This is a genomic window from Pseudomonas sp. Pseusp18 (assembly GCF_059506005.1).
Map to the genome: position 1 here is coordinate 6,011,644 of NZ_CP169240.1, position 26,486 is coordinate 6,038,129.

Consider the following 26,486-nt stretch of genomic DNA (forward strand, 5'->3'; position numbering starts at 1 on the left):
CTCCGGAAGTTCGACGCAAAGGTTATTCTGTCGGGCTAACGGAGGTTTTTTATGCAGATTTATAAAGTCGGTGGTGCGGTACGCGATCGCCTGCTGGGCAGGCCTGTCACCGATATCGACTGGGTCGTGGTAGGCGCCACCACCGAAGAAATGCTCGCCAAGGGCTTTCGCCCGGTGGGTGCGGATTTTCCGGTGTTTCTTCACCCCAAAAGCGGTGAGGAATACGCCCTCGCCCGCACCGAGCGCAAAAGCGGGCGCGGTTACGGCGGCTTCACCTTTCACGCCAGCCCCGAAGTCACGCTCGAAGAAGACCTGATACGTCGTGACCTGACGATCAACGCCATGGCCGAAGACGATCAGCAGAACCTGACCGACCCCTACCATGGCCAGCGGGATCTCGAGGCTCGCCTGCTTCGTCACGTTTCCCCCGCGTTCGCCGAAGATCCGCTCCGCGTTCTGCGCGTTGCCCGCTTCGCCGCGCGTTATGCAGGGCTGGGTTTCACCGTCGCCCCCGAGACACTGGCGCTGATGCGGCAACTCAGCGAATCGGGTGAACTGGAGGCACTGACCGCGGAACGCAGCTGGAAAGAAATCGCCCGCGCGCTGATGGAAGACCAACCCCAGGTGTTCATCCAGGTGCTGCGCGAGTGCGGTGCGCTCAAAGTGCTGATGCCGGAAGTCGATGCGCTGTTCGGTGTACCGCAACCCGAAGCCCATCACCCGGAAATAGACACAGGCGTGCATACCCTGAGCGTGCTGGAGCAAGCGGCACAGCACAAACAACCGCTGACCGTACGCTGGGCCTGCCTGCTGCATGACTTGGGCAAAGGACTGACGCCCGAGGAGGAATGGCCTCGCCACATCGCCCACGAGCACAAGGGCCTGAAGCTGATCAAAGCAGTCAACGAGCGCTTCAAGGCACCGAAGGATTGTCAGGAACTGGCACTGCTGGCGGGCGAGTATCACACCCACGGCCACCGGGCTCTGGAGCTGAAACCGTCGACCTTGCTGGAGTTGCTGCAGAGTTTCGACGTCTATCGTCGACCTCAGCGCTTTGAGGAGTTTATCGCGGCGTGCGAGATGGACGCTCGAGGGCGCAAAGGCCTGGAGCAGCGAAGTTATCCACAGGCGGATTATTTGCGTGGCGCGGCGACTGCGGCGCGAAGCGTGGCGGTTCAGCCATTGCTGGAGAAGGGATTCAAGGGACCGGAATTGGGCGAGGCGATCAAGCGCGAGCGGCTCAAGGCGTTGAAGGCTTACAAAGAACAAGCGTAAGCAAGGGCAAAAGATCGCAGCCTGCGGCAGCTCCTACAGGGCCTGGCATACACTCGCGATGTCGCGGGGTGAACCGGTTCGACGTAGGAGCTGCCGAAGGCTGCGATCTTTTGCTTTACAGCATATCGGAGGGGGTCAACTGCTCACCGCGCCACTCAAAAGCCACCGGCGCCAACACCTGATCGATCCGCGCCTCGCTCCACAAGGTCGCAAAGCTTTTGCCTACACCCGGATGCACTCTGTCCGGCGCAATCAGCGACAACGGCCACAGCACGAAGGCGTTTTTCAGAATCTCTGCCCGCGGCAAGACCAAACCATCGAAATTGCCCACCAGATCGCCGAACAGCAGCACGTCGATATCCAGCGGCAAGCCCTTGCGGTCCGGCGCGTAGCGGCCGTTATCCGCTTCGATGAATTTCAGCCGTCGATCCAGTTCCATCAGCGGCAGATCGGTATAGGCCGAGACCACAAAGTTGAAAAACGGCCCGCTCTTGATCCCCACCGGCTGGCTTTCGAACACCGCCGAGCAACGCATATCCACCAGGAAACCCGCCAGGGCGTCCAGGCCAGCCTGCAAATGGGATTCGCGCTCGATGTTGCTACCGAGCCCGAGATACACCTGAGTCAGCGACATCCGCGCTCGATCTCCACGCCCACGCCCTTGGCCGCCGGAACGGCACCTGGCTTGGTCAGCCTGAGGTGCATCCAGGTGATCTTGAATTCACTCATCAGCACTTCAGCCAGACGTTCGGCAAAGGTTTCGACCAGCTGGAACTGCGCCTGCTCGGCAAAAGCCTGGATGCGTGACGAAACGCTCGCGTAGTCAAGCGCCAGGGTCAGGTCATCACCGGCGGCGGCCGGACGATTGTCCCAGGCGAAGCTCAGATCAAGTCGCAGACACTGTCGGATGCCTCGTTCCCAGTCGTAGGCACCAATCACGGTGTCGACTTCCAGGCCCTCGATAAACACTCTGTCCAAGCACTTCTCTCCGCTGCACGACAAGGGCGCAATGCGCCGTTAGAATCAGGGCGTCCTCGCCCGGAATAGTTAGCATGTTTTGGTCACTGGCGATTTTCGCCTACCTGCTCGGCTCTCTGTCCTTCGCCATTTTGCTCAGCCGCCTGACCGGTAACCCCGATCCGCGAATGAGTGGCTCGGGCAATGCCGGTGCCACCAACATGTTGCGTCTGGCCGGCAAAAAACTCGCCATCCTGACCTTGCTCGGCGACCTATGCAAAGGCCTGCTGCCAGTGCTGGTCGCAGGTGCAATGGGCCTTTCACTACAGGAACAAGCCTGGATCGGCGTCTTCGCCGTCATCGGTCATCTGTTCCCACTGTACTTCCGTTTTCGTGGCGGCAAAGGTGTCGCCACTGCGGCCGGCATGCTGCTGGGGCTCTATCCTCCCGCTGCGCTGCTGGCAGTCTGTGCCTGGCTGTTGACGTTCTACCTGACCCGCACCAGCTCACTCGCCGCCCTGATTGCCACACCCCTGACCCTGCCGCTGCTCGCCTGGCAAGAACCGGCGGCACTGCTGCCCATGAGCGCGCTCACGGGGCTGATCGTCTGGCGTCATCGCGGCAATCTACGCGACCTGTTTGCCGGGCGCGAACGGCATTTTTAAATGCCACACGTGAGCACCGCTCATCACAGCGCCGACAGCTGCTCCATCGGCCAACGCGCCTGCACGCTGATCGCCAGGCTTTCGTGCTGACCAGCCTGCAAGCGCTGGCAGCCGGCAAACGCAATCATCGCACCGTTGTCGGTGCAGAACTCCGGACGGGCATAAAACACATCGCCCTTCATGTCGCCGAGCATTTTTTCCAGTGACGTGCGCAACGCCTTGTTGGCGCTGACGCCGCCAGCGATCACCAGACGCCTCATGCCGGCCTGTTTCAGGGCACGCTTGCACTTGATGGTCAAAGTCTCCACCACGGCCTGCTGGAACGCCAGCGAGATGTCGCAACGGGCTTGCTCGCCGTCGTCCCCGGCGCTGACGCATTGCTGCCAGGTGTTCAAGGCGAAGGTTTTCAAACCGCTGAAGCTAAACGCCAGGCCCGGACGATCACACATCGGACGCGGGAAGACGAAACGTCCGTCAACGCCTTGCGCCGCCAGACGAGCAATCTCCGGACCGCCCGGATAATTGAGGCCCATCATTTTTGCAGTTTTGTCGAACGCTTCGCCGGCGGCATCGTCGAGGGTCTCGCCCAAGAGCGTGTACTGACCGATCCCGTCGACCTGAACCAGCTGCGTATGACCGCCCGAGACCAACAAAGCGACGAACGGGAACTCCGGTGGCTGCGGCTCCAGCATCGGCGCCAGCAAGTGACCTTCCATGTGGTGCACGCCCAGCGCCGGGATACCCCAGGCAAAAGCCAGCGCCTGAGCGCAGGAAGCCCCTACCAGCAAGGCTCCGACCAGGCCGGGGCCGGCGGTATAAGCGATGGCGTCGATCTCGGTCGGCACGCAGTCGGCCTCCGCCAGCACCTGACGGATCAAGGGCAGCATGCGTTTGACGTGATCGCGCGAAGCCAGCTCCGGCACAACGCCGCCATAGGCGCGATGCAGGTCGATCTGACTGAACAGCGCATCGGCCAACAACCCGCGTTCACTGTCGTAAAGTGCGACACCGGTTTCGTCGCAGGAGGTTTCTAATCCCAGTACTAGCATGGGTTTGCGCCTTGTAGAGGCTGAATTCGAAGGCGCGCATAATAGTCGTCGCGTGATGCCCCGACCAGCGGTTTTCGATCAGAGGCTTTGCATTCCGAGCGATGAGGGGTTAACATCCGCAACCCTTAAAAACCGACGTCTTCAAGTGCTCTTTTGCCGCGAGGATGTTGACCCCGGTAATGAATGAAGGTAGCTCTGGATGCCAGCCGTCAAAGTTAAAGAGAACGAACCCTTCGACGTAGCTCTGCGTCGTTTCAAGCGCTCCTGCGAAAAAGCCGGTGTACTGGCTGAAGTTCGTAGCCGCGAATTTTACGAGAAGCCTACTTCTGAGCGTAAGCGTAAAGCAGCAGCCGCTGTTAAGCGTCACGCCAAGAAAGTACAGCGCGAACAGCGCCGCGCCGTTCGTCTGTACTAATACGCAGACGATCGTAGCAAGCTTCTGCCAAGCCCGGCCCTCAGCCGGGCTAATGGCATTTGCGGACAACGCTTGATGCTTCACCGTCAAAGCCGCAGACGCGACCGAGACAAACCTGCTTCACAGCGTCAGACCTGGCTCTTTTGCCAGCGGTGCACGTCTTTTCTGACGAGCCTTTCAAGGCTACTGACGAGCACACCCACTGATTCCTCTCACGACGATCAGCCCAAGGCACCTTCTTGCGTGCCCGCTTATGAGCTATCCGAGGCCATTGACTGGCCGTCGCCGGACTCAGCGAAACACTTTCATATAGTCGAATGCTGATCGGTACTAACGTCAGCGGATTTTCGGCAGATACACTTCCTGACAGCGATTACGCAGACGACACCGGTCGAGCCGCACACCCTGCGCGCCTCAAACAATGACCCGCGTTCGGCCGCACTTCGTTTCGGGTCCATTTCAGCGCAGATGACGAGAACGCCATGGCCGGGCTAATTCCCCAGAGCTTCATTGACGACCTTCTGAACCGCACCGACATCGTCGATGTGGTCAGCTCGCGCCTGCAAATGAAAAAGGCCGGCAAGAACTACACTGCCTGCTGCCCGTTTCACAAAGAAAAAACCCCCTCTTTCAGCGTCAGCCCCGACAAACAGTTCTATTACTGCTTCGGCTGCGGCGCTGGCGGTAACGCCCTCGGCTTCATCATGGACCACGACAACCTGGACTTCCCCCAGGCTGTAGAAGAACTGGCCAAAGCCGCCGGCATGGAAATCCCCCGCGAAGAAAGCGGCCGACCGCACAAACCGCGGCAGCCCACCGACTCGCCTCTGTATCCACTGCTCACTGCCGCCGCCGATTTTTACCGTCAGGCCCTGAAAAGCCATCCATCGCGCAAAGCGGCTGTGGATTACTTGAAAGGTCGTGGATTGACCGGCGAAATCGCCCGGGACTTTGGCCTCGGTTTCGCCCCGCCCGGCTGGGACAATCTGTTCAAGCACTTGAGCAGCGACACCCTGCAGCAAAAGGCCATGATCGATGCCGGCCTGCTGGTGGAGAACGCCGAAACCGGCAAGCGCTACGACCGCTTCCGCGATCGCGTGATGTTCCCGATCCGCGACAGCCGCGGGCGCATCATCGCCTTCGGCGGCCGGGTGCTGGGCGACGACAAGCCGAAATACCTGAACTCGCCGGAAACCCCGGTTTTCCATAAGGGCCAGGAACTCTATGGCCTTTACGAAGCGCGCAAGAACAACCGCAACCTCGACGAAATCATCGTCGTCGAAGGCTACATGGACGTCATCGCCCTCGCCCAGCAAGGCCTGCGCAATGCTGTGGCGACCCTGGGCACCGCCACCAGCGAAGAGCACTTGAAGCGACTGTTTCGCGTCGTACCCAACGTACTGTTCTGCTTCGACGGCGACCAGGCCGGCCGCAACGCTGCCTGGCGTGCACTGGAAGCGACGCTGCCGAGCTTGCAGGACGGACGGCGCGCACGCTTTCTATTCCTGCCCGAAGGCGAAGACCCGGACACGCTGGTCCGCTCCGAAGGCACTGACGCCTTCCGTGCGCGGATCAATCAGCATGCACAGCCATTGGCTGATTATTTTTTCCAACAGCTGACCGAGGAATCGGACCCGCGCTCGCTCGAAGGCAAGGCCCACATGGCCACCCTCGCCGCGCCGCTGATCGACAAAGTCCCGGGCGCCAACCTGCGCATTCTGATGCGCCAGCGCCTGACCGAAATTACCGGGCTCAGCGGTGAAGCTGTGAGCCAACTGGTGCAAAGCGCACCTCAGGAAGCACCACCGGCGTACGACCCGGGCATTGATTACGACGCCATGCCGGATTACAGCGACTACCATCAACCGCAGGCGCAAGAGATGTATGTGCCGCAGCAGGAGTGGACGCCGAAGAAACCGGGTGCCGGCGGCAAGAAGTGGGACAAGAAGCCGTGGGACAAGAACGGCAAACGCGGCGGCGATCGCGATCAACCACGCGCGCCACGGGTACCGGCCGCTGTAGAGCCACCCACCCTGGCCGCCTTGCGCACGCTGCTGCATCACCCGCAACTGGCCGAAAAAGTCGAGGATGCCGGGCACTTTGCGGCCGAAGACCACACTAACACGCAACTGCTGGTCGCCCTGCTCGAAGCCGTACAGAAGAATCCCAAGCTAAACTCATTTCAACTGATTGCGCGTTGGCACGGCACTGAACAGGGCCGACTACTGAAAGCGCTGGCAGAAAAGGAATGGCTGATTGATGGAGATAACCTTGAACAACAGTTTTTCGACACCATTACTAGCTTGTCAGCCCGCCAACGCGAGCGAAATCTGGAACAACTTCTTCGAAAAGCGCGTCAAAGTGAGTTGAGTGCCGAAGAGAAAAATCAACTGCGCGATCTTTTAAGCCGCAATGTTTGCGCATCAAACCCGACCTCAACTGGCGCGTGAGGTCATAGCTCAGGTATAATCCTCGGCTTGTTTTTTGCCCGCCAAGACCTTCAGTGGATAGGGTGTTATGTCCGGAAAAGCGCAACAGCAGTCTCGTATCAAAGAGTTGATCACACTTGGTCGTGAGCAGGGCTACCTGACTTACGCGGAGGTCAACGACCACCTGCCGGAGGATATTTCAGATCCGGAACAGGTGGAAGACATCATCCGCATGATCAATGACATGGGGATCAACGTATTCGAGGTTGCGCCAGATAAGGATTCCCTTATGCTGGCCGACGCCGATACCGACGAAGCCGCGGCCGAAGAGGCAGCTGCAGCGTTGGCAGCGGTCGAGACCGACATTGGTCGCACCACCGACCCAGTGCGCATGTACATGCGTGAAATGGGTACGGTAGAGCTCCTCACACGTGAAGGCGAAATCGAAATCGCCAAGCGTATTGAAGAGGGCATCCGCGAAGTGATGGGCGCAATCGCGCACTTCCCTGGCACGGTTGACCATATTCTCTCCGAGTACACTCGCGTCACCACCGAAGGTGGCCGCCTGTCCGACGTCCTGAGCGGTTATATCGACCCGGACGACGGCATTGCGCCGCCTGCAGCCGAAGTGCCACCGCCTGTCGACCCGAAAGCCGCTCCAGCTGCCGACGACACCGACGACGATGACGCCGAAGCAAGCGATGACGAAGAAGAAGCCGAAAGCGGTCCGGATCCGGTCATCGCCGCACAGCGTTTTGGCGCTGTCGCCGACCAGATGGAAATCACCCGCAAGGCGCTGAAAAAGCACGGTCGCTACAACAAGGCTGCGATTGCCGAGCTGTTGGCCCTGGCTGAGCTGTTCATGCCGATCAAACTGGTGCCGAAGCAATTCGAAGGCCTGGTCGAGCGTGTTCGCAGCGCCCTGGATCGTCTGCGTCAGCAAGAGCGCGCGATCATGCAATTGTGCGTTCGTGATGCCCGCATGCCGCGTGCCGACTTCCTGCGCCAGTTCCCGGGCAACGAAGTCGACGAAAGCTGGAGCGATGCACTGGCCAAAGGCAAAAGCAAATACGCTGAAGCCATTGGTCGCCTGCAACCGGACATCATTCGTTGCCAGCAGAAGCTGACCGCGCTGGAAACCGAAACCGGTTTGACGATCGCCGAGATCAAGGACATCAACCGTCGCATGTCGATCGGTGAGGCCAAGGCCCGCCGCGCGAAGAAAGAGATGGTCGAAGCGAACTTGCGTCTGGTGATCTCCATCGCCAAGAAGTACACCAACCGTGGCCTGCAGTTCCTCGATCTGATCCAGGAAGGCAACATTGGCTTGATGAAAGCGGTAGACAAGTTCGAATACCGCCGTGGCTACAAATTCTCGACTTATGCCACCTGGTGGATCCGTCAGGCGATCACTCGCTCGATCGCCGACCAGGCCCGCACCATCCGTATTCCGGTGCACATGATCGAGACGATCAACAAGCTCAACCGTATTTCCCGGCAGATGTTGCAGGAAATGGGTCGCGAACCGACCCCGGAAGAGCTGGGCGAACGCATGGAAATGCCTGAGGACAAGATTCGCAAGGTATTGAAGATCGCTAAAGAGCCGATCTCCATGGAAACCCCGATCGGTGATGACGAAGACTCCCATCTGGGTGACTTCATCGAAGACTCGACCATGCAGTCGCCAATCGATGTCGCCACCGTTGAGAGCCTTAAAGAAGCGACTCGCGAAGTCCTGTCCGGCCTCACTGCCCGTGAAGCCAAGGTTTTGCGCATGCGTTTCGGTATCGACATGAATACCGACCACACCCTCGAGGAGGTTGGTAAGCAGTTCGACGTGACCCGTGAACGGATTCGTCAGATCGAAGCCAAGGCGCTGCGCAAGCTGCGCCACCCGACGAGAAGCGAGCATTTGCGCTCCTTCCTCGACGAGTGATCACAGAACCCCCGGCCCAGGCCGGGGGTTTTGCTTTATACAGATTAAATGCCCCGCACGTCCCACCCGCCGAATAGCCCGTCTACACTCGAAGCATTCCCCCAAAGCCATAACGAGACCGTTATGCCCAGATGGTCGACCGTGCTTTTTTTGCTGTCGCTGATGACCTGGACCGCAACGGCTGGCGCGCTGACTCTGACCGACGAAGAACGTAGCTGGCTGGCGGCTCACCCGGAATTGCGCCTGGGCGTCGATGCGTCGTGGCCGCCGTTTGAATTTCGCGACGACCATGGGCGTTATCAGGGCCTGGCAGCAGACTATATCAACGTCATCCGGCAACGGCTGGCCATCAAACTCACGCCCATCGAACCGGTCAGCTGGACTGAAGTGCTGCAGCAGGCCAAACAAGGCAAGCTAGACATCTTGCCGGGCATCATGTCGACCCCCGAGCGCCAGACCTATCTGTCGTTCACCCGCCCCTACCTCGACTTTCCGATTGTCATTCTGGCCCACGTCGGAGGCCCCCAACCGCGCAAACTCAAAGACCTGTACGGGCTGAAGATCGCCGTGGTGGAAAACTACGCCCCCCATGAACTGTTGCGCACCCAGCATCCCGACCTGAATCTGGTGGCGATGCCCAATGTCAGCTCGGCATTGCAAGCGCTGGCTACCGACGAAGTGGACGCGGTCGTGGGCGATCTCGCCTCAAGTGTCTGGAGCCTGCGCCAGCTCAAGCTCGAAGGGCTCTACGTCAGCGGTGAGACGCCCTACCGCTACCAATTGGCGATGGCCGTCCCCCCGAACAACAAGCTGCTGGTCAGTATCCTGGACAAAGTCCTGGCAGACATGAGCCCGAGTGAAATCAGTGCCATCCAGGAACATTGGGTCGGTAACGTCCTGGATCATCGGACCTTCTGGTCCGACGTGCTGATTTACGGCCTGCCAGGGCTATTGGCTCTGATGATCGTGCTGGCAGTGGTGATCCGGATCAATCGCCGACTGAGTTCGGAAATAGCCCGCAGGGTCGACCTGGAACAGGAGCTGCGCAGCAGCGAATACCATTACCGCGGGCTGGTGGAGAGTCTTTCAGCCATCGCCTGGGAAGCGCAGATCAGCGATTACACCTACAGTTACGTGTCGCCCCACGCCCAGGACCTCCTCGGTTATCCCCTGTCCCATTGGCTGATTCCGGGCTTCTGGCGCAACATCATCCACCCCGCGGACCTCACCCGGGCCCAGGCCTTCTGCGACCGCGAAGTGGCGGCCGGGCGCGATCACAGCGTCGATTACCGGGTCATCACCGCTGACGGCCGCTGCCTGTGGGTCCGCGATATCGTCAGCCTGATCGAACACGGCCATGAACCGGTCCTGCGCGGGCTGATGATCGACATCAGCGAAGCCAAACGCACCGAAGAGGCGCTGCGCCTGTCGGAGCAGAAGTTCGCCTCAGTGTTCCAGCAATGCCCGGATATTCTGGTGATCGCACGGCTTTCCGATGGCTGCCTGCTGGAAGTCAACGAAGCGTTCGAGGAACAGATCGGCCTCAAGGCCGAAGACGTCATAGGCCAGACGGCCACCGACCTGAACATCTGGGGCGTTCCCGGCGTGGGACCGGGTTTGCTGCAGCGGTTGCAGGCCGGCAGTATCCGCAACCTGGAGATGCCCTTTCGCCGCAACAATGGCCAGGTGTTTACCGGCCTGATTTCCGCCGAGCCTTTCGACCTCGACACGACCCCGGCCCTGGTGGTGGTCGTGCGAGACATCAGTCAGCTCAAGGAAACCCAGCAACAGCTGCAAACCTCCGAAGAGAAATTCGCCAAGGCCTTCCACGCCTCCCCCGACGGCTTGCTGCTGTCCCGGCAGAGCGACGGCCTGCTATTGGAAGTCAACGAAGGTTTCAGCCGTATAACCGGGTTCAACAGTGCGATGTCTGTGGATCGGTCGGCGCTGGACCTGGGGATCTGGGTCAATCTCAACGAGCGCAAACAGATGCTCGAATTGCTGCACCGGGATGGTTTCGTCCGCGACTTCAGTTGCCACATCCGCCGCAAGGACGGGCAGATCCGGCTCTGCGAAGTTTCAAGCCGGCCACTGCCCATCGGCGATGAAGACTGCATGCTGACCATCGCCCGGGACATTACCGAACGGCACCTGATGCAGGAAAAACTGCAACAGGCCGCCACCGTGTTCGAAAGCACCGCCGAGGGTGTCTTGATCACCGATACCCAACAGCACATCAGCGCGGTCAATCGGGCCTTCACCGAAATCACCGGCTACAGCGAGACCGAAGCACTGGGCCACACCCCTCGCCTGCTCGCCTCGGGCCTGCACGACAGCGCCTTCTATGCTGCGATGTGGCATCAACTGACCGCCGAAGGTCATTGGCAAGGCGAGATTTCCAACCGGCGCAAGAACGGCGAGCTCTACCCGAGCTGGCTGACCATCAGCGCCGTGCGCAACCGGGACAAACTCATCACCCACTTTGTCGCGGTGTTCGCGGACATTTCCAGCCTCAAGCATGCGCAAGCCAAACTCGACTACCAGGCGCACCACGATCCACTGACCGGCCTGCCGAATCGCACACTGTTCGAAAGCCGCCTGCTGACCGCGCTGAACAACCAGCAGGAAAACGGTGGCCAGGGCGCCGTACTGTTCCTGGACCTGGACCGTTTCAAACACATCAACGACAGCCTCGGTCACCCGGTCGGCGACCTGCTGCTAAAAGGCATCGCCGTGCGCCTCAAGGAGCAGTTGCGCGATATCGATACCGTGGCGCGACTGGGTGGCGACGAATTCATCATCCTGCTCCCCGGCCTGCAACAGGCCAGCGATGCCGATAACATTGCCACCAAGCTGCTCAATTGCTTCAGCGCCCCTTTCCAGGCGGGCGAGCACGAGTTTTTCATCAGCGCCAGCATCGGCACCAGCCTGTACCCCAAGGACGGCTGCGACGTCGCCACACTGGTCAAGAACGCCGATGCCGCGATGTATCGCTCCAAGGCCAAGGGCCGTAACCGGGTTGAAAGCTACACCCGCGACCTCACCGCCCAGGCCAGCGAACGCGTGGCACTGGAGCATGAACTGCGACGTGCCATCGAGCGCAATGAGCTGTTTTTGTACTACCAGCCCAAAATCAGCCTCAAGGATCATCGGCTGGTCGGCGCCGAAGCGCTGATTCGCTGGCATCACCCGACCTTCGGCGATGTGCCCCCCGAGCACTTCATTCCCCTGGCCGAAGAGAACGGCATGATCCTGCAAATCGGCGATTGGGTACTGGAAACCGCCTGCCGGCAAATGTACGAGTGGAATCAGGTCTATGAGTGCCTCGGCCCGCTCTCGGTCAACCTCGCAGGCGCTCAATTACGCCAACCGAACCTGCTCGGCCGGATCGAGCAGCTGCTCAAGGACAACCGCCTCAAACCCGATTTTCTGCAACTGGAGATTACCGAAAACTTCATCATGAGCCAGGCCGAAGAAGCGCTGGCGGTCCTGCATCAACTCAAACGCCTGGGCGTGCAACTGGCGATCGATGACTTCGGCACCGGCTATTCATCCCTGAGCTACCTCAAGCGCCTGCCGCTGGACATCCTCAAGATCGACCAGTCCTTCGTCCGCGGCTTGCCGGACGACCCCCACGATGCGGCGATTGTCCGCGCAATCATTGCCCTGGGCCGCAGCATGCAATTCACCGTCATCGCCGAAGGCGTCGAAACCCATGCCCAGCAACAATTCCTCACCACCGAAGGCTGCGAACAGATCCAGGGCTACATCGTCAGCCTGCCACTTTCCCCCGACGAATTCGCCGCGACGTTTCTTCGTATAGCCGTATCGGATTTTTCGGATAGCACAGCCGAGAAACCATCGCTATAATCCGCGGCCTACTGAGGGCCTATAGCTCAGTTGGTTAGAGCAGAGGACTCATAATCCTTTGGTCCACGGTTCAAGTCCGTGTGGGCCCACCAAACTCAAAGCCGCGCATTGCGCGGCTTTTGTGTTTCTGGCTGGTCCATCACAGATACCGTCCTATGGTCCAAGGGTACAATTCTGGTTCGCCAGCCGCCAAGGCGCTTCAAGGAGGTGCCTTGGCCTACAGGTCATCCTCTGAATTGCGCAACAGCCGCAACTCACCGCGTGCAACCTCATCCGGCACCGCGAAGGAGTACCGTCCCAGCATAGTGCCCAGCTCCAACGCAGCTGACATCTCCCGAGCACGATCATACTGATCGTAAGCCGAATCCAGGTCGAAGCTATTGTTCTCTTGCTTCAGGTCCCACAGCACACTTTCGGACGCCGAATGAGCCGTCGCTGTTGCCGCTGACCGAAAACTGACCTTGCGGGGGTGCGGTAGCTGACGATGAGACCCGTGCAGACGTCAAACTCCCCGGAGCCTCACAACAAAGACCGTTTGCATCTTAGTCACCGCTTGTTGAAAATCATCGTCTTTTTGCACGAATGGATACGCGCATGAAGTTCGAGAAGACTACGCAGTACAGGTCCGAGGAAGGGATCGTCTTCAATCTGTCTCAAATCACCCTCATGGAAAGCGACCGAGGTCGCCTGCGCGAGCTGCACTTTGGCGAAGCGAAACGCGCCCATTACCAAGTCAACAGCATGGTCGTCGATATGTACGACCGAATGCAGGCTCGAAACCTGCCATGCCTGCTGACAGTCTGCATTTCCAATCCCCTGACCCGGCAGCAGGCCGATGCTATCATCACTATGTGCGGCAACGTCGCCAAGGGAATTGCTGCGGCCTCAGGTGGCGTTGCCGGGAGGGTAGGTGCGTTGGGCGGGCCGCTCATTGGCTGGGCTTCAGGTGCAGTCGTGACGACAGGTGTCAACTGGTACCTCAAAGGGGCCCTGCCGAACCTGCATGCAGGTGACGTGCTGGTCAGCATCGAGGGAGAGGTCCATGGCGGGATTGGCCCACAGCGCTCTGTCGTGACGCTGGTCATCAAGGTCTGAGGAACTGCACATGCCCTACATCATGCAAACTGTCGTCCTTCTGGTGCTGGGCGCGATCCTCGTTCAGTTTCTGAAACCATACCCGCTGCGCAAGTGGCTGGGTTTGGCGCTGCTGGCAACGGGCTTGGTCAGCATCTTCAAGGTTGGTGAGCAGCAGGTGCTGGGCTTTGACCTGGAGCTGCTAGCACTGCTGGCCGTGCCGCTGGGCGTGGTGCTTTTCCTGACGCGGCGGCGGTTCACGGAGGGGGACTGAAGCCCTGGCACGATTTCTCGGTGCCGTCTCTGACCCAAAAGCATATGGGACAACAGTCGATCAACAGCGCGTTGATCGATGATCTTAGCGTTGGACCTTGCCGGCGGATTGGGGGTTACTTTGAACATACTGGTAACTCCTAACGTAGGTTAGATGCCGCCAAAATCACTGCTAAATGATGGGTGGCGGCTGTAACGCAGGCCAGGTGCAGTCGGAAATGTGTAATGCCACATTTGACCAGCCTCGCCAACTCTCCGGGCGCGGCCTAATTCTGATCCTAGACAGCACGGATCTAGCGCACATGAAAGGTCACCAGGGCCAGCGCGGCGCCGAGCCCGAACGGCAGTAGTATCGCTCGGGTCGCGGTGGGGGCCGGGCTACGCATGTCTTCAGCCAAAGCAGCCACGTCTCGGTGCAACTGTTCAATGCTGGCTTGAGTCGTGGGAGGTAAGGACATACAGCGTCTTCCTGTCGGAGCTCGGGTCGCGCCTTGTGCGCTGCTCCGAGGCCGGTCGTGCGTTATTTTTCCTGTCTGCCGTCCAGGTTATATTTTGCGCGGACGGCGGGTTATCGGATGACGTCCGCCAAGGTTGTAGGCAAACTCCGAGAGTTGCGTAATGGGCGCATTTGGGCACTTTGCCGCCTTGTGGGGCTTTTCTTCGACGGGATACTCTCCGGACGTCGCTGCCAATCAGCTTACGCCCAAACACCCAATGAAGGGATCGCCTGCACTGGCCCCAGCCGTTCAAGCATTCCCCCCGTCAACACAACCTCATACGTATCCGCCGGCCGCCCCCACTGCTCCACAATGACCATGCGCTCCACCAGAAGCCCTGCCAATCCAGTAATCGTCTCGGCCAATGCCTCGACGATTTCTTGAGTGCGCAACCACAAGCGATCATTAATGTCTGTCAGCTCAGCAATGATGCTGTCGGACGACGCTGGATCCGTATCGGGATAGGCGATATTTCGAAGCAAGTACCGCAATTCTCTTATTTTTGCGTGATCCTGTTCCGCTCCAAACTCTCCGTTCAGGATGGCTGCCGCTTTCGACTTATCGACGCGTTTCTCGGGCGAATGCTTTGGCGGTAATGTCTGCGCCATGGCGCCGGCGAAGAGGACCATTATCCGGGCTTCCAAATGTTCCTTCATGGCTTCGAGCGACGAAATGGACCGCGTCAAGGTAATGGAGGCCCCGCCATGGTGCGTCAGGCCCATGGTCACTTTCAGGGTCACATCACCCGTTTCAAAACCCAGGGCTCGGGCTACGACGTAATGCCCCATTTCGTGATTGGCAATTTGCAATGCATAGTCGCGCAGAGCCGCAGGCATACCCTTCATTTCATCCCCTCGCTTCACAGCCCCTGGTTGCGCATTCGACTACGAGTGACAATTTGTGTCCATCCAATTAACCCGTTGAGGGCATGGACTGCCTGTAATATGCCTGCCCATTGCTCTATACCGCTGGAGATACCCCTTTGCCTGACACTCGCCCGCCTGTTCTCGACGAAATCGACCGCCAATTGATCGCCGCCCTGCAGATCAATGCCCGTGAAAGTGTGGCCATGCTCGCCCGGCAACTGGGCATCGCCCGCACCACCGTCACTTCGCGCCTGGCACGGTTGGAAAAGGCCAAGGTGATCACCGGTTACGGTGTGCGACTGGGTCAGCGTGTGGTGGATGGCGGATTGCAGGCTTACGTCGGGATTACGGTGCAACCGAGGTCTGGCAAGGAAGTGCTGCGACGACTTAGCGCCATGGCTCAGGTGCAGCAGCTGTGTGCGGTGAGTGGCGAGTTTGATTATGTGGCGTGGTTGCGCACCGATTCGCCGGAGCAGCTGGATCAGTTGCTGGATCAGATTGGCAGTGTGGATGGGGTGGAGAAGACGACGACTTCGATCATCCTGAGCAGCAAGATTGATCGGGGGCAGCCGGTTTGAGGCCTTCGGTGTCTGGTCGGGACTCTTCGCGGGCAAGTCGGATCGCTGCACTGCTCACACCTACAATATGTAGTGATACATCGTCATATTGATAAAACAATTAGCAAAACGACGACACATTGCGTCTTATTAACGTGTTCTACGCTCTCTAGAATGGCTGCCATCTTTTCCTATACTCAGACGCGCATCCTGCGTCGGGTCGCCAGCAAGGTCAGCCATGAACAAGAACAATCGCCATCCTGCAGACGGTAAAAAACCAGTCACTATTTTCGGCCCGGATTTCCCTTTCGCCTTCGACGACTGGATCGAGCACCCAGCCGGCCTGGGGAGCATTCCAGCGCACAATCACGGCGCCGAAGTGGCGATCGTCGGGGCTGGCATTGCCGGTCTGGTGGCCGCCTATGAACTGATGAAACTGGGCCTCAAACCGGTCGTCTACGAAGCCTCGAAAATGGGCGGTCGTCTACGCTCCCAAGCGTTCAATGGTGCCGAAGGCATCATCGCCGAGCTCGGCGGCATGCGCTTCCCGGTGTCGTCCACTGCGTTTTACCACTACGTCGACAAGCTCGGCCTCGAGACCAAGCCCTTCCCGAACCCGCTGACCCCCGCGTCTGGCAGCACAGTGATCGATCTGGAAGGCAAAACCCATTACGCACAGAAACTGGCGGATCTTCCTGCACTGTTCCAAGAAGTCGCTGATGCCTGGGCCGATGCCCTGGAAGACGGTTCGCGCTTCGGCGAGATCCAGCAGGCGATCCGCGATCGCGACGTGCCGCGCCTCAAGGAATTGTGGAACACCCTCGTGCCGTTGTGGGACGACCGCACGTTCTACGATTTCGTCGCCACCTCCAAAGCCTTCGCCAAGCTCTCGTTCCATCACCGTGAAGTGTTCGGCCAGGTTGGTTTCGGCACCGGCGGCTGGGACTCGGACTTCCCCAACTCGATGCTGGAAATTTTCCGCGTGGTGATGACCAACTGCGACGATCACCAACACCTGGTGGTCGGCGGCGTGGAACAAGTGCCGCAGGGTATCTGGCGCCATGTGCCGGAGCGTTGCGTGCACTGGCCGGAAGGCACCAGCCTGAGCTCGCTGCACAACGGCGCGCCACGTACCGGCGTGAAGAAAATTGCCCACGCGGCAGGCGGCCGTTTTGCGGTCACCGACAACTGGGGCGATACCCGCGAATACGCAGCGGTGCTGACCACTTGCCAGAGCTGGCTGCTGACCACCCAGATCGAATGCGACGAGAGCCTGTTCTCGCAAAAAATGTGGATGGCCCTGGACCGTACCCGCTACATGCAGTCGTCGAAAACTTTCGTGATGGTCGACCGCCCGTTCTGGAAGGACAAAGACCCGGAAACCGGCCGCGACCTGATGAGCATGACCCTCACTGATCGCCTGACCCGTGGCACGTACTTGTTCGATAACGGTGACGACAAGCCTGGGGTGATTTGCCTGTCGTACTCGTGGATGAGCGATGCTCTGAAAATGCTTCCACAGCCAGTGGAAAAGCGCGTGAAGCTGGCGCTGGATGCGTTGAAGAAGATCTACCCGAAAGTCGACATCGCCGCGCGGATCATCGGCGATCCGATCACCGTGTCGTGGGAAGCCGACCCACATTTCCTCGGGGCCTTCAAAGGCGCGCTGCCCGGTCACTACCGCTACAACCAGCGCATGTATGCGCACTTCATGCAGGACGACATGCCGCCCGAGCAACGCGGGATTTTCATCGCCGGCGATGACGTTTCGTGGACGCCGGCGTGGGTTGAAGGCGCGGTGCAGACGTCGCTCAACGCGGTGTGGGGCATCATGAAACACTTTGGCGGTGAAACTCACGCCGAAAACCCGGGTCCAGGAGATGTGTTCAACGAGATCGGTCCGATCGCCCTGCCCGAGTAAGAGGAATCCGAAATGCGCGTAGCCCTTTACCAATGTCCACCGCGGCCCCTGGATGTCGCAGGCAACCTGCAACGCCTGCATCAACTGGCGCTGGAGGCCAAGGGCGCGGACTTGCTGGTGCTGCCGGAGATGTTCCTGACCGGCTACAACATCGGCATAGACGCCGTCAGCGTGCTGGCGGAGGTGCACAACGGTGAATCGGCGCAGCAAATCGCGCGCATCGCCAAAGCAACCGGGATCGCCATTCTGTATGGCTACCCGGAGCGTACCGAGGACGGGCAGATCTACAACGCCGTGCAGTTGATCGACGCCAATGGCGAGCGGCTGTGCAACTACCGCAAAACTCATCTGTTCGGTGACCTCGATCACTCGATGTTCAGCCCCGGGCCGGATGAGTTTCCGTTGGTTGAACTCAATGGCTGGAAGCTTGGCTTTTTGATCTGCTACGACCTGGAGTTCCCGGAGAACGCCCGGCGTCTGGCGTTAGCCGGTGCCGAGCTGATCCTGGTGCCGACGGCGAACATGATTCCCTACGATTTCATCGCCGACGTCACCGTCCGCGCCCGGGCCTTCGAAAACCAGTGTTATGTGGCTTACGCCAACTACTGTGGGAGCGAGGGCGAGATCCAGTATTGCGGCCAGAGCAGCATCGCCGCGCCGGATGGCAGCCGTATCGCCCGGGCCGGCCTAGATGAATCGCTGATTGTCGGTGAACTGGATCGCCAACTGATGATCGATTCCCGCGCCGCCAACCGCTACTTCCTCGATCGCCGTCCCGAGCTTTACGGCGCGCTGAACAAGCGCTGATCCACTTAGGGGGCGTTCTCAATCAGTTTCCCCGGCGCAGTGTGGAAACTGATTGAGAACGTCCCCTAATCCGCTAGCATTAGCGCTTCTCTGTTCTGGAAGTGCTCATGCCTGCGCTGAATCACCCCCACCTTCACACTGAAACCCTGGCCAACGGTCTGCGGGTGACGCTGCGTCATGCTCCCGGTTTGAAGCGCGGCGCCGCTGCGTTGCGGGTCGCTGCCGGCAGTCACGACGTGCCATCGGCCTGGCCGGGGCTGGCGCACTTTCTCGAGCATTTGCTGTTCCTGGGTACAGAGCGCTTTCCCGCAGGACAAGGGCTGATGGCCTATGTGCAAGGTCATGGCGGGCAGGTGAATGCGCGCACCAGCGAACGGACGACGGAGTTCTTTTTCGAACTGCCGCCCCAGGCGTTCAGCGCTGGGCTGGAGCATCTGTCAGACATGCTCGCCCATCCGCGTATGAATCCGGACGATCAGCGGCGGGAACGGGAAGTGCTGCACGCCGAATTTGTCGCCTGGTCGCGGGATGCCACAGCCCAACAGCAATTCGCGCTGTTCGACGGGCTCTCGGCGGCTCACCCGTTACGGGCGTTTCATGCTGGCAACCGTTACAGCCTGCCGATTCCGCAGCCCGAGTTTCAGCAAGCGTTGAAGGACTTCCATCAGCAGTTTTATCAGACCGGGCAAATGACGTTGAGCCTGGCCGGCCCGCAGAGTCTCGAAGAATTGAAAGGGATGGCGCAGGCGTTTGCCATTGCCATTCCCGCCGGTAAAAAAGTCCCTCAGGCAAAGCCCAGCCTGTTGATGGATTCATCGGCCAATAGTTATCAACAGGCTGGAGAACGTCGACTGGATCTGCTGTTCACCTTCGAAGGGCTGCCCGACTCATCGCCCGAAGCGCTGGCGTTCCTGTGCCATTGGCTGACCGCCGCAAAGCCCGGCGGCCTGTTGGCGCAGCTGCGAGACAGCGGGCTGGCAGACAACCTGAAAGCCGCGCCGCTCTACCGCTACGCCGGGCAAGCCTTGCTGCACATCGAATTCACGTTGCCCGCGAACGCCACGCAATCGGGCAGCGCGATCCGTGAACGGATTCTGGATTGGCTGGGCTTTTTTGCCTCCCGTCAGGATTGGGCCCCATTGCGCGAAGAATATGCCGCCCTGCAACAGCGCCAACAGCAAGTCAGCAGTGCCTTGCAGCTGGCCCAACGGGACAGCGAGCAACTTGAACCGGGGTTATCCGAACAAGGCGTCGTCGCCCTCAAGGCAATCCTGAAACAAATCGGCGCTGTGGATAACTTCACCGGCCAGTGGCAACTACCGACTCCCAACCCGTTTTTGCGTACCGAGACTCCAGCCCCGAATGCCGGCTTGATTCGCGGCCAGACCAGCGCCCACCGCGGCCTGCGGACCTTTGCCCAGGATCGCTCGCGCAGTCGCCGCGAACGATCGCCGATGCAGTTCAGTCAAGCATTGCCGGACAACACGGATGAAGGTGCGGTTTATCTGCGCTGGCGCCTGGAATCCGCACCTCACAGCCGCCTTCAGGCGAATCTGGAAAACAGCCTGCAGCCGTTGCACGAAGATGCTCGTCAGGCCGGTGTCGACGCTTCCTTCAGCGCATCGGGCAATGAATGGCTGCTGAGACTGACGGGGCTGCAGGAACCGATGCCAACAGTCCTCGAACATGTGCTAAAAGCGCTGACAAAACCTGATGCCCGTTTCTCACAGGAAGCACCGACGGCCATCCCTTTGATGCCGATTCGACAGCTGCTCAAGGCGCTGCCCGATTTATGCGCTGAGCACAAAGCAGCCTCGGATGACTTGCAGCAACTCTGGTCGAGTGCGCGCTGGGATGGCCTGACGACCGGACTGTCGGCCCAGACGCAAGCGGCGATGGGGCTGGTCTTGAGTCGTGTGCCGGGAACGCCGGACCATCAATCGACGTCACCTCTATCGATCGGCTCACAGCATCTCTGGAACGCCGTCGATACCGGCTCCAGCGAACACGCGCTGTTACTCTTTTGTCCGACGGCAACCCACGACATCGCCGACGAAGCTGCCTGGCGCTTGCTCGCACACCTGTGCCAGACACCGTTCTATCAACGCTTGCGGGTAGAGCTGCAACTCGGTTACGCGGTATTCAGCGGGCTGCGCCAGATCAACGGTCAGACCGGGCTGTTGTTCGGCGTGCAATCGCCAAGCGTCGCACCTCTGGACTTGTTGCAGCACATCGAACAATTCCTCGGCGAACTGGAAGGGATGATCGAAAGCATCGATGAGCTGACCTTCATCGCCCAACGCCAAGCCCTGGCCGATCAATTCGACAGCACCACCCTGCCCAACGCCCAGGCCGCCGAACTGCTCTGGCAAGGGAAACTGGCCGGCCACTCGTCGGATTATCTGGGCCTTCTACCTCAAGCGATTCTGATGATCGACCGCAAAGCCTTGCTGGCCGCGGCACAGCGACTGAATAGGGCCGAAGGTGGCTGGCGCTGTCTGGCCAGCGGACCTTGCCCGACTACGCGTTGGCAAGTGGCAAAATGATCATTACCGGCGCTGCAATTAGCTTTCTCAAAGATTCGCAGCCAATCGCTCCGTAATTTTGAGTAACATAGCCACCTAACTATCTGAACATCTCCGACTGGAGGTGGACTATATGTATAGGCCTCAACTGTCCCATCCACCTGAAGGAGCGCTCCTATGTCCTGGTCCAAACCTGCTTACACCGACCTGCGTATCGGCTTCGAAGTCACCATGTACTTCGCAAGCCGCTAAGCTCTGCCGTTTGGTAGAGAATGCAGTGCTACGCCTCGGCTTGCCGGGGCGTTTTTATTTTCAGTTTTCAATGATGGAGCGGCCATGTTTGTCCAGATTCTAGGTTCCGCCGCCGGCGGCGGTTTCCCCCAGTGGAACTGCAACTGCGCGAACTGCGCAGGTTTTCGCGACGGCAGCCTGCGGGCCGAGGCGCGTACCCAGTCGTCCATCGCAATTTCCGATGATGGCGTGAACTGGGTGCTGTGCAATGCTTCGCCGGACATCCGCGCCCAGCTCCAGAGTTTCGCGCCGATGCAGCCGGGACGCGCGCTGCGTGATACCGGCATCAGCGCAATCATCCTGATGGACAGCCAGATCGACCACACCACCGGCCTGCTCAGCCTGCGCGAAGGTTGCCCGCATCAGGTCTGGTGCACTGACATGGTCCACGAAGACCTGAGTACCGGGTTCCCGTTGTTCACCATGCTGACCCACTGGAACGGCGGGTTGAACTGGAACCGTATCGAACTCGATCAGAGCTTCACCGTGCCGGCCTGCCCGAACCTGCGCTTCACCCCGCTGCCCCTGCGTAGCGCCGCCCCTCCGTACTCGCCGCACCGCTTTGACCCGCATCCGGGCGACAACATCGGCCTGATCGTCGAAGACCTGAGCACCGGCGGTAAACTGTTCTATGCACCGGGCTTGGGCAAGGTCGATGCTCCGCTGTTGAAAATCATGGCCAGCAGCGATTGCCTGTTGGTGGACGGTACGATGTGGGACGACGACGAAATGCAGCGCCGTGGTGTCGGCACGCGCACTGGCCGGGAAATGGGCCACCTGGCGCAGAACGGCCCCGGCGGCATGCTCGAAGTGCTGGAACAACTGCCCAAGCAGCGCAAAGTGCTTATCCACATCAACAACACCAACCCGATTCTCGATGAGGATTCGCCAGAGCGTGCGGAGCTGGCCCGTCGTGAAGTTGAAGTTGCTTATGACGGCATGAGTATTGTGCTGTAGCGGATGGCCCCATCGCGGGCAAGTCGGATCGCCGCACCGCTCGCTCCTACAGGGATAGCGCTATCCCTGTATACCCGCGAAGGCGCCCGACCAGACACCAAAGAATCCACCGGTTGTTCCCGGAGAACCGCAATGACTGATACCCCAATGTCCCCCGCCGAATTCGAAGCGGCCCTACGCGCCAAGGGCGCCTATTACCACATCTATCACCCGTATCACGTGGCGATGTATGAAGGCCGGGCGACTCGCGAGCAGATCCAGGGCTGGGTCGCCAACCGCTTTTACTATCAGGTGAACATCCCGCTCAAGGACGCCGCGATCCTGGCCAACTGCCCGGACCGAGAAATCCGTCGCGAGTGGATTCAGCGCCTGCTGGACCATGACGGCGCCCCCGGTGAAGACGGCGGTATCGAAGCCTGGTTGCGTCTTGGGCAAGCGGTCGGCCTTGACCCGGATCAGCTGCGCTCCCAGGAGCTGGTGCTGCCCGGTGTACGTTTCGCCGTGGATGCCTACGTCAACTTCGCCCGCCGGGCCCGTTGGCAGGAAGCCGCCAGCAGCTCATTGACCGAGCTGTTTGCGCCGCAGATCCACCAATCGCGCCTCGACAGTTGGCCGCAGCATTACCCGTGGATCGACCCGGCCGGTTACGAATATTTCCGTACGCGGCTGGGCCAGGCTCGCCGGGATGTGGAGCACGGTCTGGCGATCACTCTGCAGCACTACACCACGCGAGAAAGTCAGGAGCGCATGTTGGAAATTCTCCAGTTCAAACTGGACATTCTTTGGAGCATGCTCGATGCCATGAGCATGGCCTACGAACTGAACCGCCCGCCGTACCACAGCGTGACCGAACAGCGGGTCTGGCATAAAGGAATCACCTTATGAGTTTTGATCGCAGCAAAACCCCGACCTGGCGTCCCGGCTACCGTTTCCAGTACGAACCGGCGCAAAAGGGCCATGTATTGCTCTACCCCGAAGGCATGATCAAACTCAATGAGAGCGCCGCGCTGATCGGCGGCTTGATCGATGGCCAGCGAGATGTCGCGGCCATCATCGCCGAGCTCGACAAACAGTTCCCCGGCGTGCCCGAGCTCGGTGACGACATCGAGCAATTCATGGAGGTCGCCCGTGCTCAGCACTGGATCGAACTTGCCTGAGTCTGCGTCAGGCAAGTTGCCAGCCAAACCCGAAATCGGCCTGCCGCTGTGGCTGCTGGCCGAACTGACTTACCGCTGCCCGCTGCAATGCCCGTACTGCTCCAATCCACTGGATTTCGCCGAGCAAGGCAAAGAATTGACCACCGAGCAGTGGATCAAAGTCTTTCGCGAAGCACGGGAGATGGGCGCGGCGCAGTTGGGCTTTTCCGGTGGTGAGCCGCTGGTGCGCCAGGACCTCGCCGAATTGATCGCCGAAGCACGCAAGCTGGGGTTCTACACCAACCTGATCACTTCCGGCATCGGCCTCACCGAGCAGAAAATCAGCGACTTCAAGAAGGCCGGTCTGGACCATATCCAGATCAGTTTTCAGGCCAGCGACGAGCAGGTGAACAACCTGTTGGCCGGCTCGAAAAAAGCCTTCGCGCAAAAACTCGAAATGGCCCGTGCGGTGAAGGCCCACGGCTATCCGATGGTGCTGAACTTCGTCACCCATCGGCACAACATCGACAAGATCGACCGGATCATCGAGCTGTGCATTGCCCTTGAGGCAGACTTCGTCGAACTCGCGACGTGCCAGTTCTATGGTTGGGCTCAGCTCAATCGGGTCGGCCTGCTACCGACCAAGGAACAATTGGTTCGCGCCGAACGCATCACCAACGAATACCGCGCGAAACTGGAAGCCGAAGGGCATCCGTGCAAGCTGATTTTCGTGACACCGGACTATTACGAAGAACGTCCGAAAGCCTGTATGAACGGCTGGGGCAGTATTTTTCTGACGGTCACACCGGACGGAACCGCACTGCCCTGTCACGGCGCCCGACAGATGCCGGTGCAGTTTCCCAACGTGCGCGACCACAGCATGCAGCACATCTGGTACGACTCGTTTGGCTTCAACCGCTTTCGCGGTTACGACTGGATGCCCGAGCCGTGCCGCTCCTGCGACGAAAAAGAAAAGGACTTCGGCGGCTGCCGTTGCCAGGCGTTCATGCTCACGGGTGACGCGAGCAATGCCGACCCGGTGTGCAGCAAGTCGGAACATCACGGCGTGATCCTCAAGGCCCGCGAAGAAGCCGAGCACGCGACCCAGACCATTGAACAACTGGCCTTTCGCAATGAACGAAACTCACGCCTCATCGCCAAAAGCTGAACCCTTGAGCGCCGCCAGGGCCGTCGCGGCCGGCATCGACTTCGCCGAGTTGCAGGTCGGGCCACATGGCCTGTTCTGGAACGAGTACCGCCCCGAAGATGCCGCCTGCCGGATCTGGCAGTGGCGCGACGGTCAGGCGCATTGTCTGACGCCGCCCACCTTCAGTGTGCGCAGCCGGGTGTATGAATATGGCGGTGGCGCGTTTTGTCTGACCGATGACGGGCTGGTATTCGTCAACGAGGCCGATCAGCAGCTGTATCGGCAATCGCTGTCAGATGAAACACCTGAGGTACTGACTTCAAGTGAATGCCGGTACGGCGATCTGCAGTTCGCCAACGGGCAAGTGCTGGCGGTGGAAGAGAACCGCGATCGACATCGCCTGGTGGCAATCGATCTGGCTGACGGCCAACGCCATCTGCTAGCCGAGGGTGCCGATTTCTACGCGGCACCGACCCTGAGTCCTGACGGTCGGCGTCTGGCCTGGATCGAGTGGAATCGCCCGGATCAGCCCTGGACCGCAACACGCCTGATGGTTGCCGAGCGCCAGCGCGATCACACCTTTGCGCAGCCGCGTTGTGTGGCCGGTGACGGTGCTCAGGAGTCACTGCAACAACCGAGATTCGATGATCGCGGCCGTCTGTATTGTCTGACCGATCGCGGCGGTTTCTGGCAGCCGTGGGTGGAGTCGACAGAAGGACTGAGCCCACTTCCGAGCGCTGCCGCCGACCATGGACCGGCGCCTTGGCAGCTGGGTGGTTGCACTTGGTTACCACTGAGCGAAGACACTTATCTGGCGAGTTGGACCGAAGGTGGGTTTGGCCGATTGGGGCTTTGTCATGGCGATGGCTCCTGTGAGGATTTCATCGGCGACTACAGCCGCTTCCGCCATCTCGCACAGGATGAGCAGTTCATTTACTGCATCGCTGCTTCACCAGTCAGTTCGGCGTCGGTGATTGCCATTGAGCGCAAAAGCCGTCAGGTGAAGACCCTCGCCGGTGGCGTTGTCCCCCTGCCGGCCGATCAGATCAGCCGCCCGCAAACCCTGCGTTATCCGAGCGGTTCGGGCGAGGCCCACGGGTTCTTCTACCCGGCAATGAACGACGATACGAAACCGCCCTTGGTGGTGTTCATTCACGGCGGACCGACTTCAGCCTGCTACCCGATGTTCGACCCGCGAATCCAGTATTGGGCACAACGGGGCTTCGCCGTGGCCGACCTCAACTACCGAGGCAGCAGCGGCTACGGCCGTGCTTATCGCCAGGCGCTGCATTTGAGCTGGGGCGACGTGGACGTGGAAGATGCCTGCGCAGTGGTCGGCTACCTGGCCGAGCGCGGACTGATCGACGGCGATAAAGCGTTTATCCGTGGTGGCAGCGCCGGCGGGTACACCGCATTGTGCGCATTGGCCTTTCACAAGGTCTTTCGTGCGGGCGCCAGCCTGTATGGCGTCAGCGATCCCGTTGCGCTGGGCCGCGTCACCCACAAGTTCGAAGGCGATTATCTGGACTGGTTGATCGGCGACCCGGTAGAGGACGCTGAACGCTACGCCGCGCGCACTCCGTTGCTACACGCGAACAACATCAGCGTTCCGATGATCTTCTTTCAGGGTGAACTGGACGCCGTGGTGGTGCCGCAACAGACCCGCGACATGGTCAAGGCGCTACAGGACAATGGCATTCTGGTCGAAGCGCATTACTACGCCGACGAACGCCATGGCTTTCGCAAGGCCGGTAACCAGGCCCACGCGCTGGAGCAGGAATGGTTGTTTTATCGGCGGGTGATGGAGTAGGTGGGCTGAAATCGTAGCGCCTCATTTAA

The 26,486-nt window shown here is 59.9% G+C and carries 23 protein-coding genes and 1 tRNA gene; 19 read left to right on the plus strand and 5 right to left on the minus strand.

The genetic code is table 11. The annotated features are described in order from the left end of the window. Positions 1 to 51: 51 nt before the first annotated feature. Positions 52 to 1,275 (plus strand): multifunctional CCA addition/repair protein, encoded by a 1,224-nt coding sequence (locus ACEN9A_RS27170; protein WP_258671329.1) that lies wholly within the window; start codon positions 52 to 54, stop codon positions 1,273 to 1,275. Positions 1,276 to 1,390: 115 nt separating this feature from the next. On the opposite strand, the gene folK is transcribed toward ACEN9A_RS27170, so the two are convergent. Further along, positions 1,391 to 1,909 (minus strand): 2-amino-4-hydroxy-6-hydroxymethyldihydropteridine diphosphokinase, encoded by a 519-nt coding sequence (folK, locus tag ACEN9A_RS27175; protein WP_018928844.1) that lies wholly within the window; start codon positions 1,907 to 1,909, stop codon positions 1,391 to 1,393. Beyond that, complete coding sequence (gene folB / locus ACEN9A_RS27180; protein WP_019650332.1) at positions 1,900 to 2,253, minus strand: dihydroneopterin aldolase; 354 nt, start codon at positions 2,251 to 2,253, stop codon at positions 1,900 to 1,902. Before folB ends, folK begins: the two co-directional genes overlap by 10 nt. Before the next feature lie 74 nt (positions 2,254 to 2,327). Between folB and plsY the strand changes: the two genes are divergently transcribed. Then, positions 2,328 to 2,897, plus strand: a complete 570-nt coding sequence (plsY, locus tag ACEN9A_RS27185; protein WP_019650331.1) for a glycerol-3-phosphate 1-O-acyltransferase PlsY — start codon at positions 2,328 to 2,330, stop codon at positions 2,895 to 2,897. A gap of 23 nt (positions 2,898 to 2,920) precedes the next feature. Here plsY and tsaD read toward each other — a convergent pair whose 3' ends face one another. Next, a complete protein-coding gene (tsaD, locus tag ACEN9A_RS27190; protein ID WP_258671331.1) occupies positions 2,921 to 3,946 on the minus strand; it encodes a tRNA (adenosine(37)-N6)-threonylcarbamoyltransferase complex transferase subunit TsaD in 1,026 nt (341 codons plus the stop codon). 199 nt (positions 3,947 to 4,145) lie between these two features. On the opposite strand from tsaD, the gene rpsU reads away from it, so the two are divergent. From rpsU to ACEN9A_RS27225, 7 genes are all read left to right on the plus strand, one after another. Continuing rightward, positions 4,146 to 4,361, plus strand: coding sequence for a 30S ribosomal protein S21 (gene rpsU, locus ACEN9A_RS27195; protein ID WP_002551877.1), 216 nt, complete (start codon positions 4,146 to 4,148; stop codon positions 4,359 to 4,361). Between the two features lie 482 nt (positions 4,362 to 4,843). Further along, the gene (gene dnaG / locus ACEN9A_RS27200; RefSeq protein WP_019650328.1) at positions 4,844 to 6,811 is read left to right on the plus strand and encodes a DNA primase; all 1,968 of its coding nucleotides are present in this window, start codon (positions 4,844 to 4,846) and stop codon (positions 6,809 to 6,811) included. A gap of 67 nt (positions 6,812 to 6,878) precedes the next feature. Further along, positions 6,879 to 8,726 (plus strand): RNA polymerase sigma factor RpoD, encoded by a 1,848-nt coding sequence (gene rpoD, locus ACEN9A_RS27205; protein ID WP_019580727.1) that lies wholly within the window; start codon positions 6,879 to 6,881, stop codon positions 8,724 to 8,726. A gap of 123 nt (positions 8,727 to 8,849) precedes the next feature. Beyond that, entirely contained in the window at positions 8,850 to 12,596 is a 3,747-nt protein-coding gene (locus ACEN9A_RS27210) for a bifunctional diguanylate cyclase/phosphodiesterase (RefSeq protein WP_019650327.1), read from the plus strand. Between the two features lie 15 nt (positions 12,597 to 12,611). Further along, a tRNA-Ile gene (locus ACEN9A_RS27215) sits at positions 12,612 to 12,688 on the plus strand. A 502-nt stretch (positions 12,689 to 13,190) separates the two neighbouring features. Beyond that, the gene (locus ACEN9A_RS27220; RefSeq protein ID WP_258671334.1) at positions 13,191 to 13,691 is read left to right on the plus strand and encodes a hypothetical protein; all 501 of its coding nucleotides are present in this window, start codon (positions 13,191 to 13,193) and stop codon (positions 13,689 to 13,691) included. 10 nt (positions 13,692 to 13,701) lie between these two features. Next, complete coding sequence (locus ACEN9A_RS27225; RefSeq protein ID WP_054594326.1) at positions 13,702 to 13,944, plus strand: hypothetical protein; 243 nt, start codon at positions 13,702 to 13,704, stop codon at positions 13,942 to 13,944. 292 nt (positions 13,945 to 14,236) lie between these two features. On the opposite strand, the gene ACEN9A_RS27230 is transcribed toward ACEN9A_RS27225, so the two are convergent. Both ACEN9A_RS27230 and ACEN9A_RS27235 read right to left on the minus strand, forming a co-directional pair. Then, the gene (locus tag ACEN9A_RS27230; RefSeq protein ID WP_258671336.1) at positions 14,237 to 14,401 is read right to left on the minus strand and encodes a hypothetical protein; all 165 of its coding nucleotides are present in this window, start codon (positions 14,399 to 14,401) and stop codon (positions 14,237 to 14,239) included. 239 nt (positions 14,402 to 14,640) lie between these two features. Next, complete coding sequence (locus ACEN9A_RS27235) at positions 14,641 to 15,285, minus strand: peptidase M41 (protein WP_258671338.1); 645 nt, start codon at positions 15,283 to 15,285, stop codon at positions 14,641 to 14,643. Between the two features lie 137 nt (positions 15,286 to 15,422). On the opposite strand from ACEN9A_RS27235, the gene ACEN9A_RS27240 reads away from it, so the two are divergent. The 10 genes from ACEN9A_RS27240 (at position 15,423) to ACEN9A_RS27285 (ending at position 26,457) form a co-directional block, all read left to right on the plus strand. Then, the gene (locus tag ACEN9A_RS27240; RefSeq protein WP_007980298.1) at positions 15,423 to 15,884 is read left to right on the plus strand and encodes an Lrp/AsnC family transcriptional regulator; all 462 of its coding nucleotides are present in this window, start codon (positions 15,423 to 15,425) and stop codon (positions 15,882 to 15,884) included. A 217-nt stretch (positions 15,885 to 16,101) separates the two neighbouring features. Beyond that, complete coding sequence (locus ACEN9A_RS27245; protein ID WP_018928833.1) at positions 16,102 to 17,784, plus strand: flavin monoamine oxidase family protein; 1,683 nt, start codon at positions 16,102 to 16,104, stop codon at positions 17,782 to 17,784. Between the two features lie 12 nt (positions 17,785 to 17,796). Next, entirely contained in the window at positions 17,797 to 18,591 is a 795-nt protein-coding gene (locus ACEN9A_RS27250) for a carbon-nitrogen hydrolase family protein (RefSeq protein WP_258671340.1), read from the plus strand. Between the two features lie 107 nt (positions 18,592 to 18,698). Next, on the plus strand, positions 18,699 to 21,137 hold the full coding sequence (pqqF, locus tag ACEN9A_RS27255) for a pyrroloquinoline quinone biosynthesis protein PqqF (RefSeq protein WP_258671342.1): 2,439 nt from the start codon (positions 18,699 to 18,701) through the stop codon (positions 21,135 to 21,137). Between the two features lie 156 nt (positions 21,138 to 21,293). Continuing rightward, positions 21,294 to 21,368 carry a pyrroloquinoline quinone precursor peptide PqqA gene (gene pqqA, locus ACEN9A_RS27260; protein WP_009045898.1) on the plus strand — a complete coding sequence of 25 codons (75 nt, stop codon included), beginning with the start codon at positions 21,294 to 21,296 and terminating at the stop codon, positions 21,366 to 21,368. Between the two features lie 84 nt (positions 21,369 to 21,452). Beyond that, the gene (pqqB, locus tag ACEN9A_RS27265; RefSeq protein WP_018928830.1) at positions 21,453 to 22,364 is read left to right on the plus strand and encodes a pyrroloquinoline quinone biosynthesis protein PqqB; all 912 of its coding nucleotides are present in this window, start codon (positions 21,453 to 21,455) and stop codon (positions 22,362 to 22,364) included. A gap of 132 nt (positions 22,365 to 22,496) precedes the next feature. Beyond that, positions 22,497 to 23,249 (plus strand): pyrroloquinoline-quinone synthase PqqC, encoded by a 753-nt coding sequence (pqqC, locus tag ACEN9A_RS27270; RefSeq protein ID WP_258671344.1) that lies wholly within the window; start codon positions 22,497 to 22,499, stop codon positions 23,247 to 23,249. Next, positions 23,246 to 23,521, plus strand: a complete 276-nt coding sequence (pqqD, locus tag ACEN9A_RS27275; protein WP_018928829.1) for a pyrroloquinoline quinone biosynthesis peptide chaperone PqqD — start codon at positions 23,246 to 23,248, stop codon at positions 23,519 to 23,521. Before pqqC ends, pqqD begins: the two co-directional genes overlap by 4 nt. Further along, positions 23,493 to 24,668, plus strand: a complete 1,176-nt coding sequence (gene pqqE, locus ACEN9A_RS27280; protein ID WP_408981097.1) for a pyrroloquinoline quinone biosynthesis protein PqqE — start codon at positions 23,493 to 23,495, stop codon at positions 24,666 to 24,668. Before pqqD ends, pqqE begins: the two co-directional genes overlap by 29 nt. Next, complete coding sequence (locus ACEN9A_RS27285) at positions 24,634 to 26,457, plus strand: S9 family peptidase (protein WP_258671345.1); 1,824 nt, start codon at positions 24,634 to 24,636, stop codon at positions 26,455 to 26,457. Before pqqE ends, ACEN9A_RS27285 begins: the two co-directional genes overlap by 35 nt. Positions 26,458 to 26,486 lie beyond the last annotated feature (29 nt).

Bases quoted from the DNA above. Each gene is read 5' to 3' on its own strand.
- ACEN9A_RS27170 (WP_258671329.1), top strand. From the start codon at position 52: ATGCAGATTTATAAAGTCGGTGGTGCGGTACGCGATCGCCTGCTGGGC.
- folK (WP_018928844.1), bottom strand. From the start codon at position 1,909: ATGTCGCTGACTCAGGTGTATCTCGGGCTCGGTAGCAACATCGAGCGC.
- plsY (WP_019650331.1), top strand. From the start codon at position 2,328: ATGTTTTGGTCACTGGCGATTTTCGCCTACCTGCTCGGCTCTCTGTCC.
- tsaD (WP_258671331.1), bottom strand. From the start codon at position 3,946: ATGCTAGTACTGGGATTAGAAACCTCCTGCGACGAAACCGGTGTCGCA.
- rpsU (WP_002551877.1), top strand. From the start codon at position 4,146: ATGCCAGCCGTCAAAGTTAAAGAGAACGAACCCTTCGACGTAGCTCTG.
- dnaG (WP_019650328.1), top strand. From the start codon at position 4,844: ATGGCCGGGCTAATTCCCCAGAGCTTCATTGACGACCTTCTGAACCGC.
- rpoD (WP_019580727.1), top strand. From the start codon at position 6,879: ATGTCCGGAAAAGCGCAACAGCAGTCTCGTATCAAAGAGTTGATCACA.
- ACEN9A_RS27210 (WP_019650327.1), top strand. From the start codon at position 8,850: ATGCCCAGATGGTCGACCGTGCTTTTTTTGCTGTCGCTGATGACCTGG.
- ACEN9A_RS27220 (WP_258671334.1), top strand. From the start codon at position 13,191: ATGAAGTTCGAGAAGACTACGCAGTACAGGTCCGAGGAAGGGATCGTC.
- ACEN9A_RS27225 (WP_054594326.1), top strand. From the start codon at position 13,702: ATGCCCTACATCATGCAAACTGTCGTCCTTCTGGTGCTGGGCGCGATC.
- ACEN9A_RS27230 (WP_258671336.1), bottom strand. From the start codon at position 14,401: ATGTCCTTACCTCCCACGACTCAAGCCAGCATTGAACAGTTGCACCGA.
- ACEN9A_RS27235 (WP_258671338.1), bottom strand. From the start codon at position 15,285: ATGAAGGGTATGCCTGCGGCTCTGCGCGACTATGCATTGCAAATTGCC.
- ACEN9A_RS27245 (WP_018928833.1), top strand. From the start codon at position 16,102: ATGAACAAGAACAATCGCCATCCTGCAGACGGTAAAAAACCAGTCACT.
- ACEN9A_RS27250 (WP_258671340.1), top strand. From the start codon at position 17,797: ATGCGCGTAGCCCTTTACCAATGTCCACCGCGGCCCCTGGATGTCGCA.
- pqqF (WP_258671342.1), top strand. From the start codon at position 18,699: ATGCCTGCGCTGAATCACCCCCACCTTCACACTGAAACCCTGGCCAAC.
- pqqB (WP_018928830.1), top strand. From the start codon at position 21,453: ATGTTTGTCCAGATTCTAGGTTCCGCCGCCGGCGGCGGTTTCCCCCAG.
- pqqC (WP_258671344.1), top strand. From the start codon at position 22,497: ATGACTGATACCCCAATGTCCCCCGCCGAATTCGAAGCGGCCCTACGC.
- pqqD (WP_018928829.1), top strand. From the start codon at position 23,246: ATGAGTTTTGATCGCAGCAAAACCCCGACCTGGCGTCCCGGCTACCGT.
- ACEN9A_RS27285 (WP_258671345.1), top strand. From the start codon at position 24,634: ATGAACGAAACTCACGCCTCATCGCCAAAAGCTGAACCCTTGAGCGCC.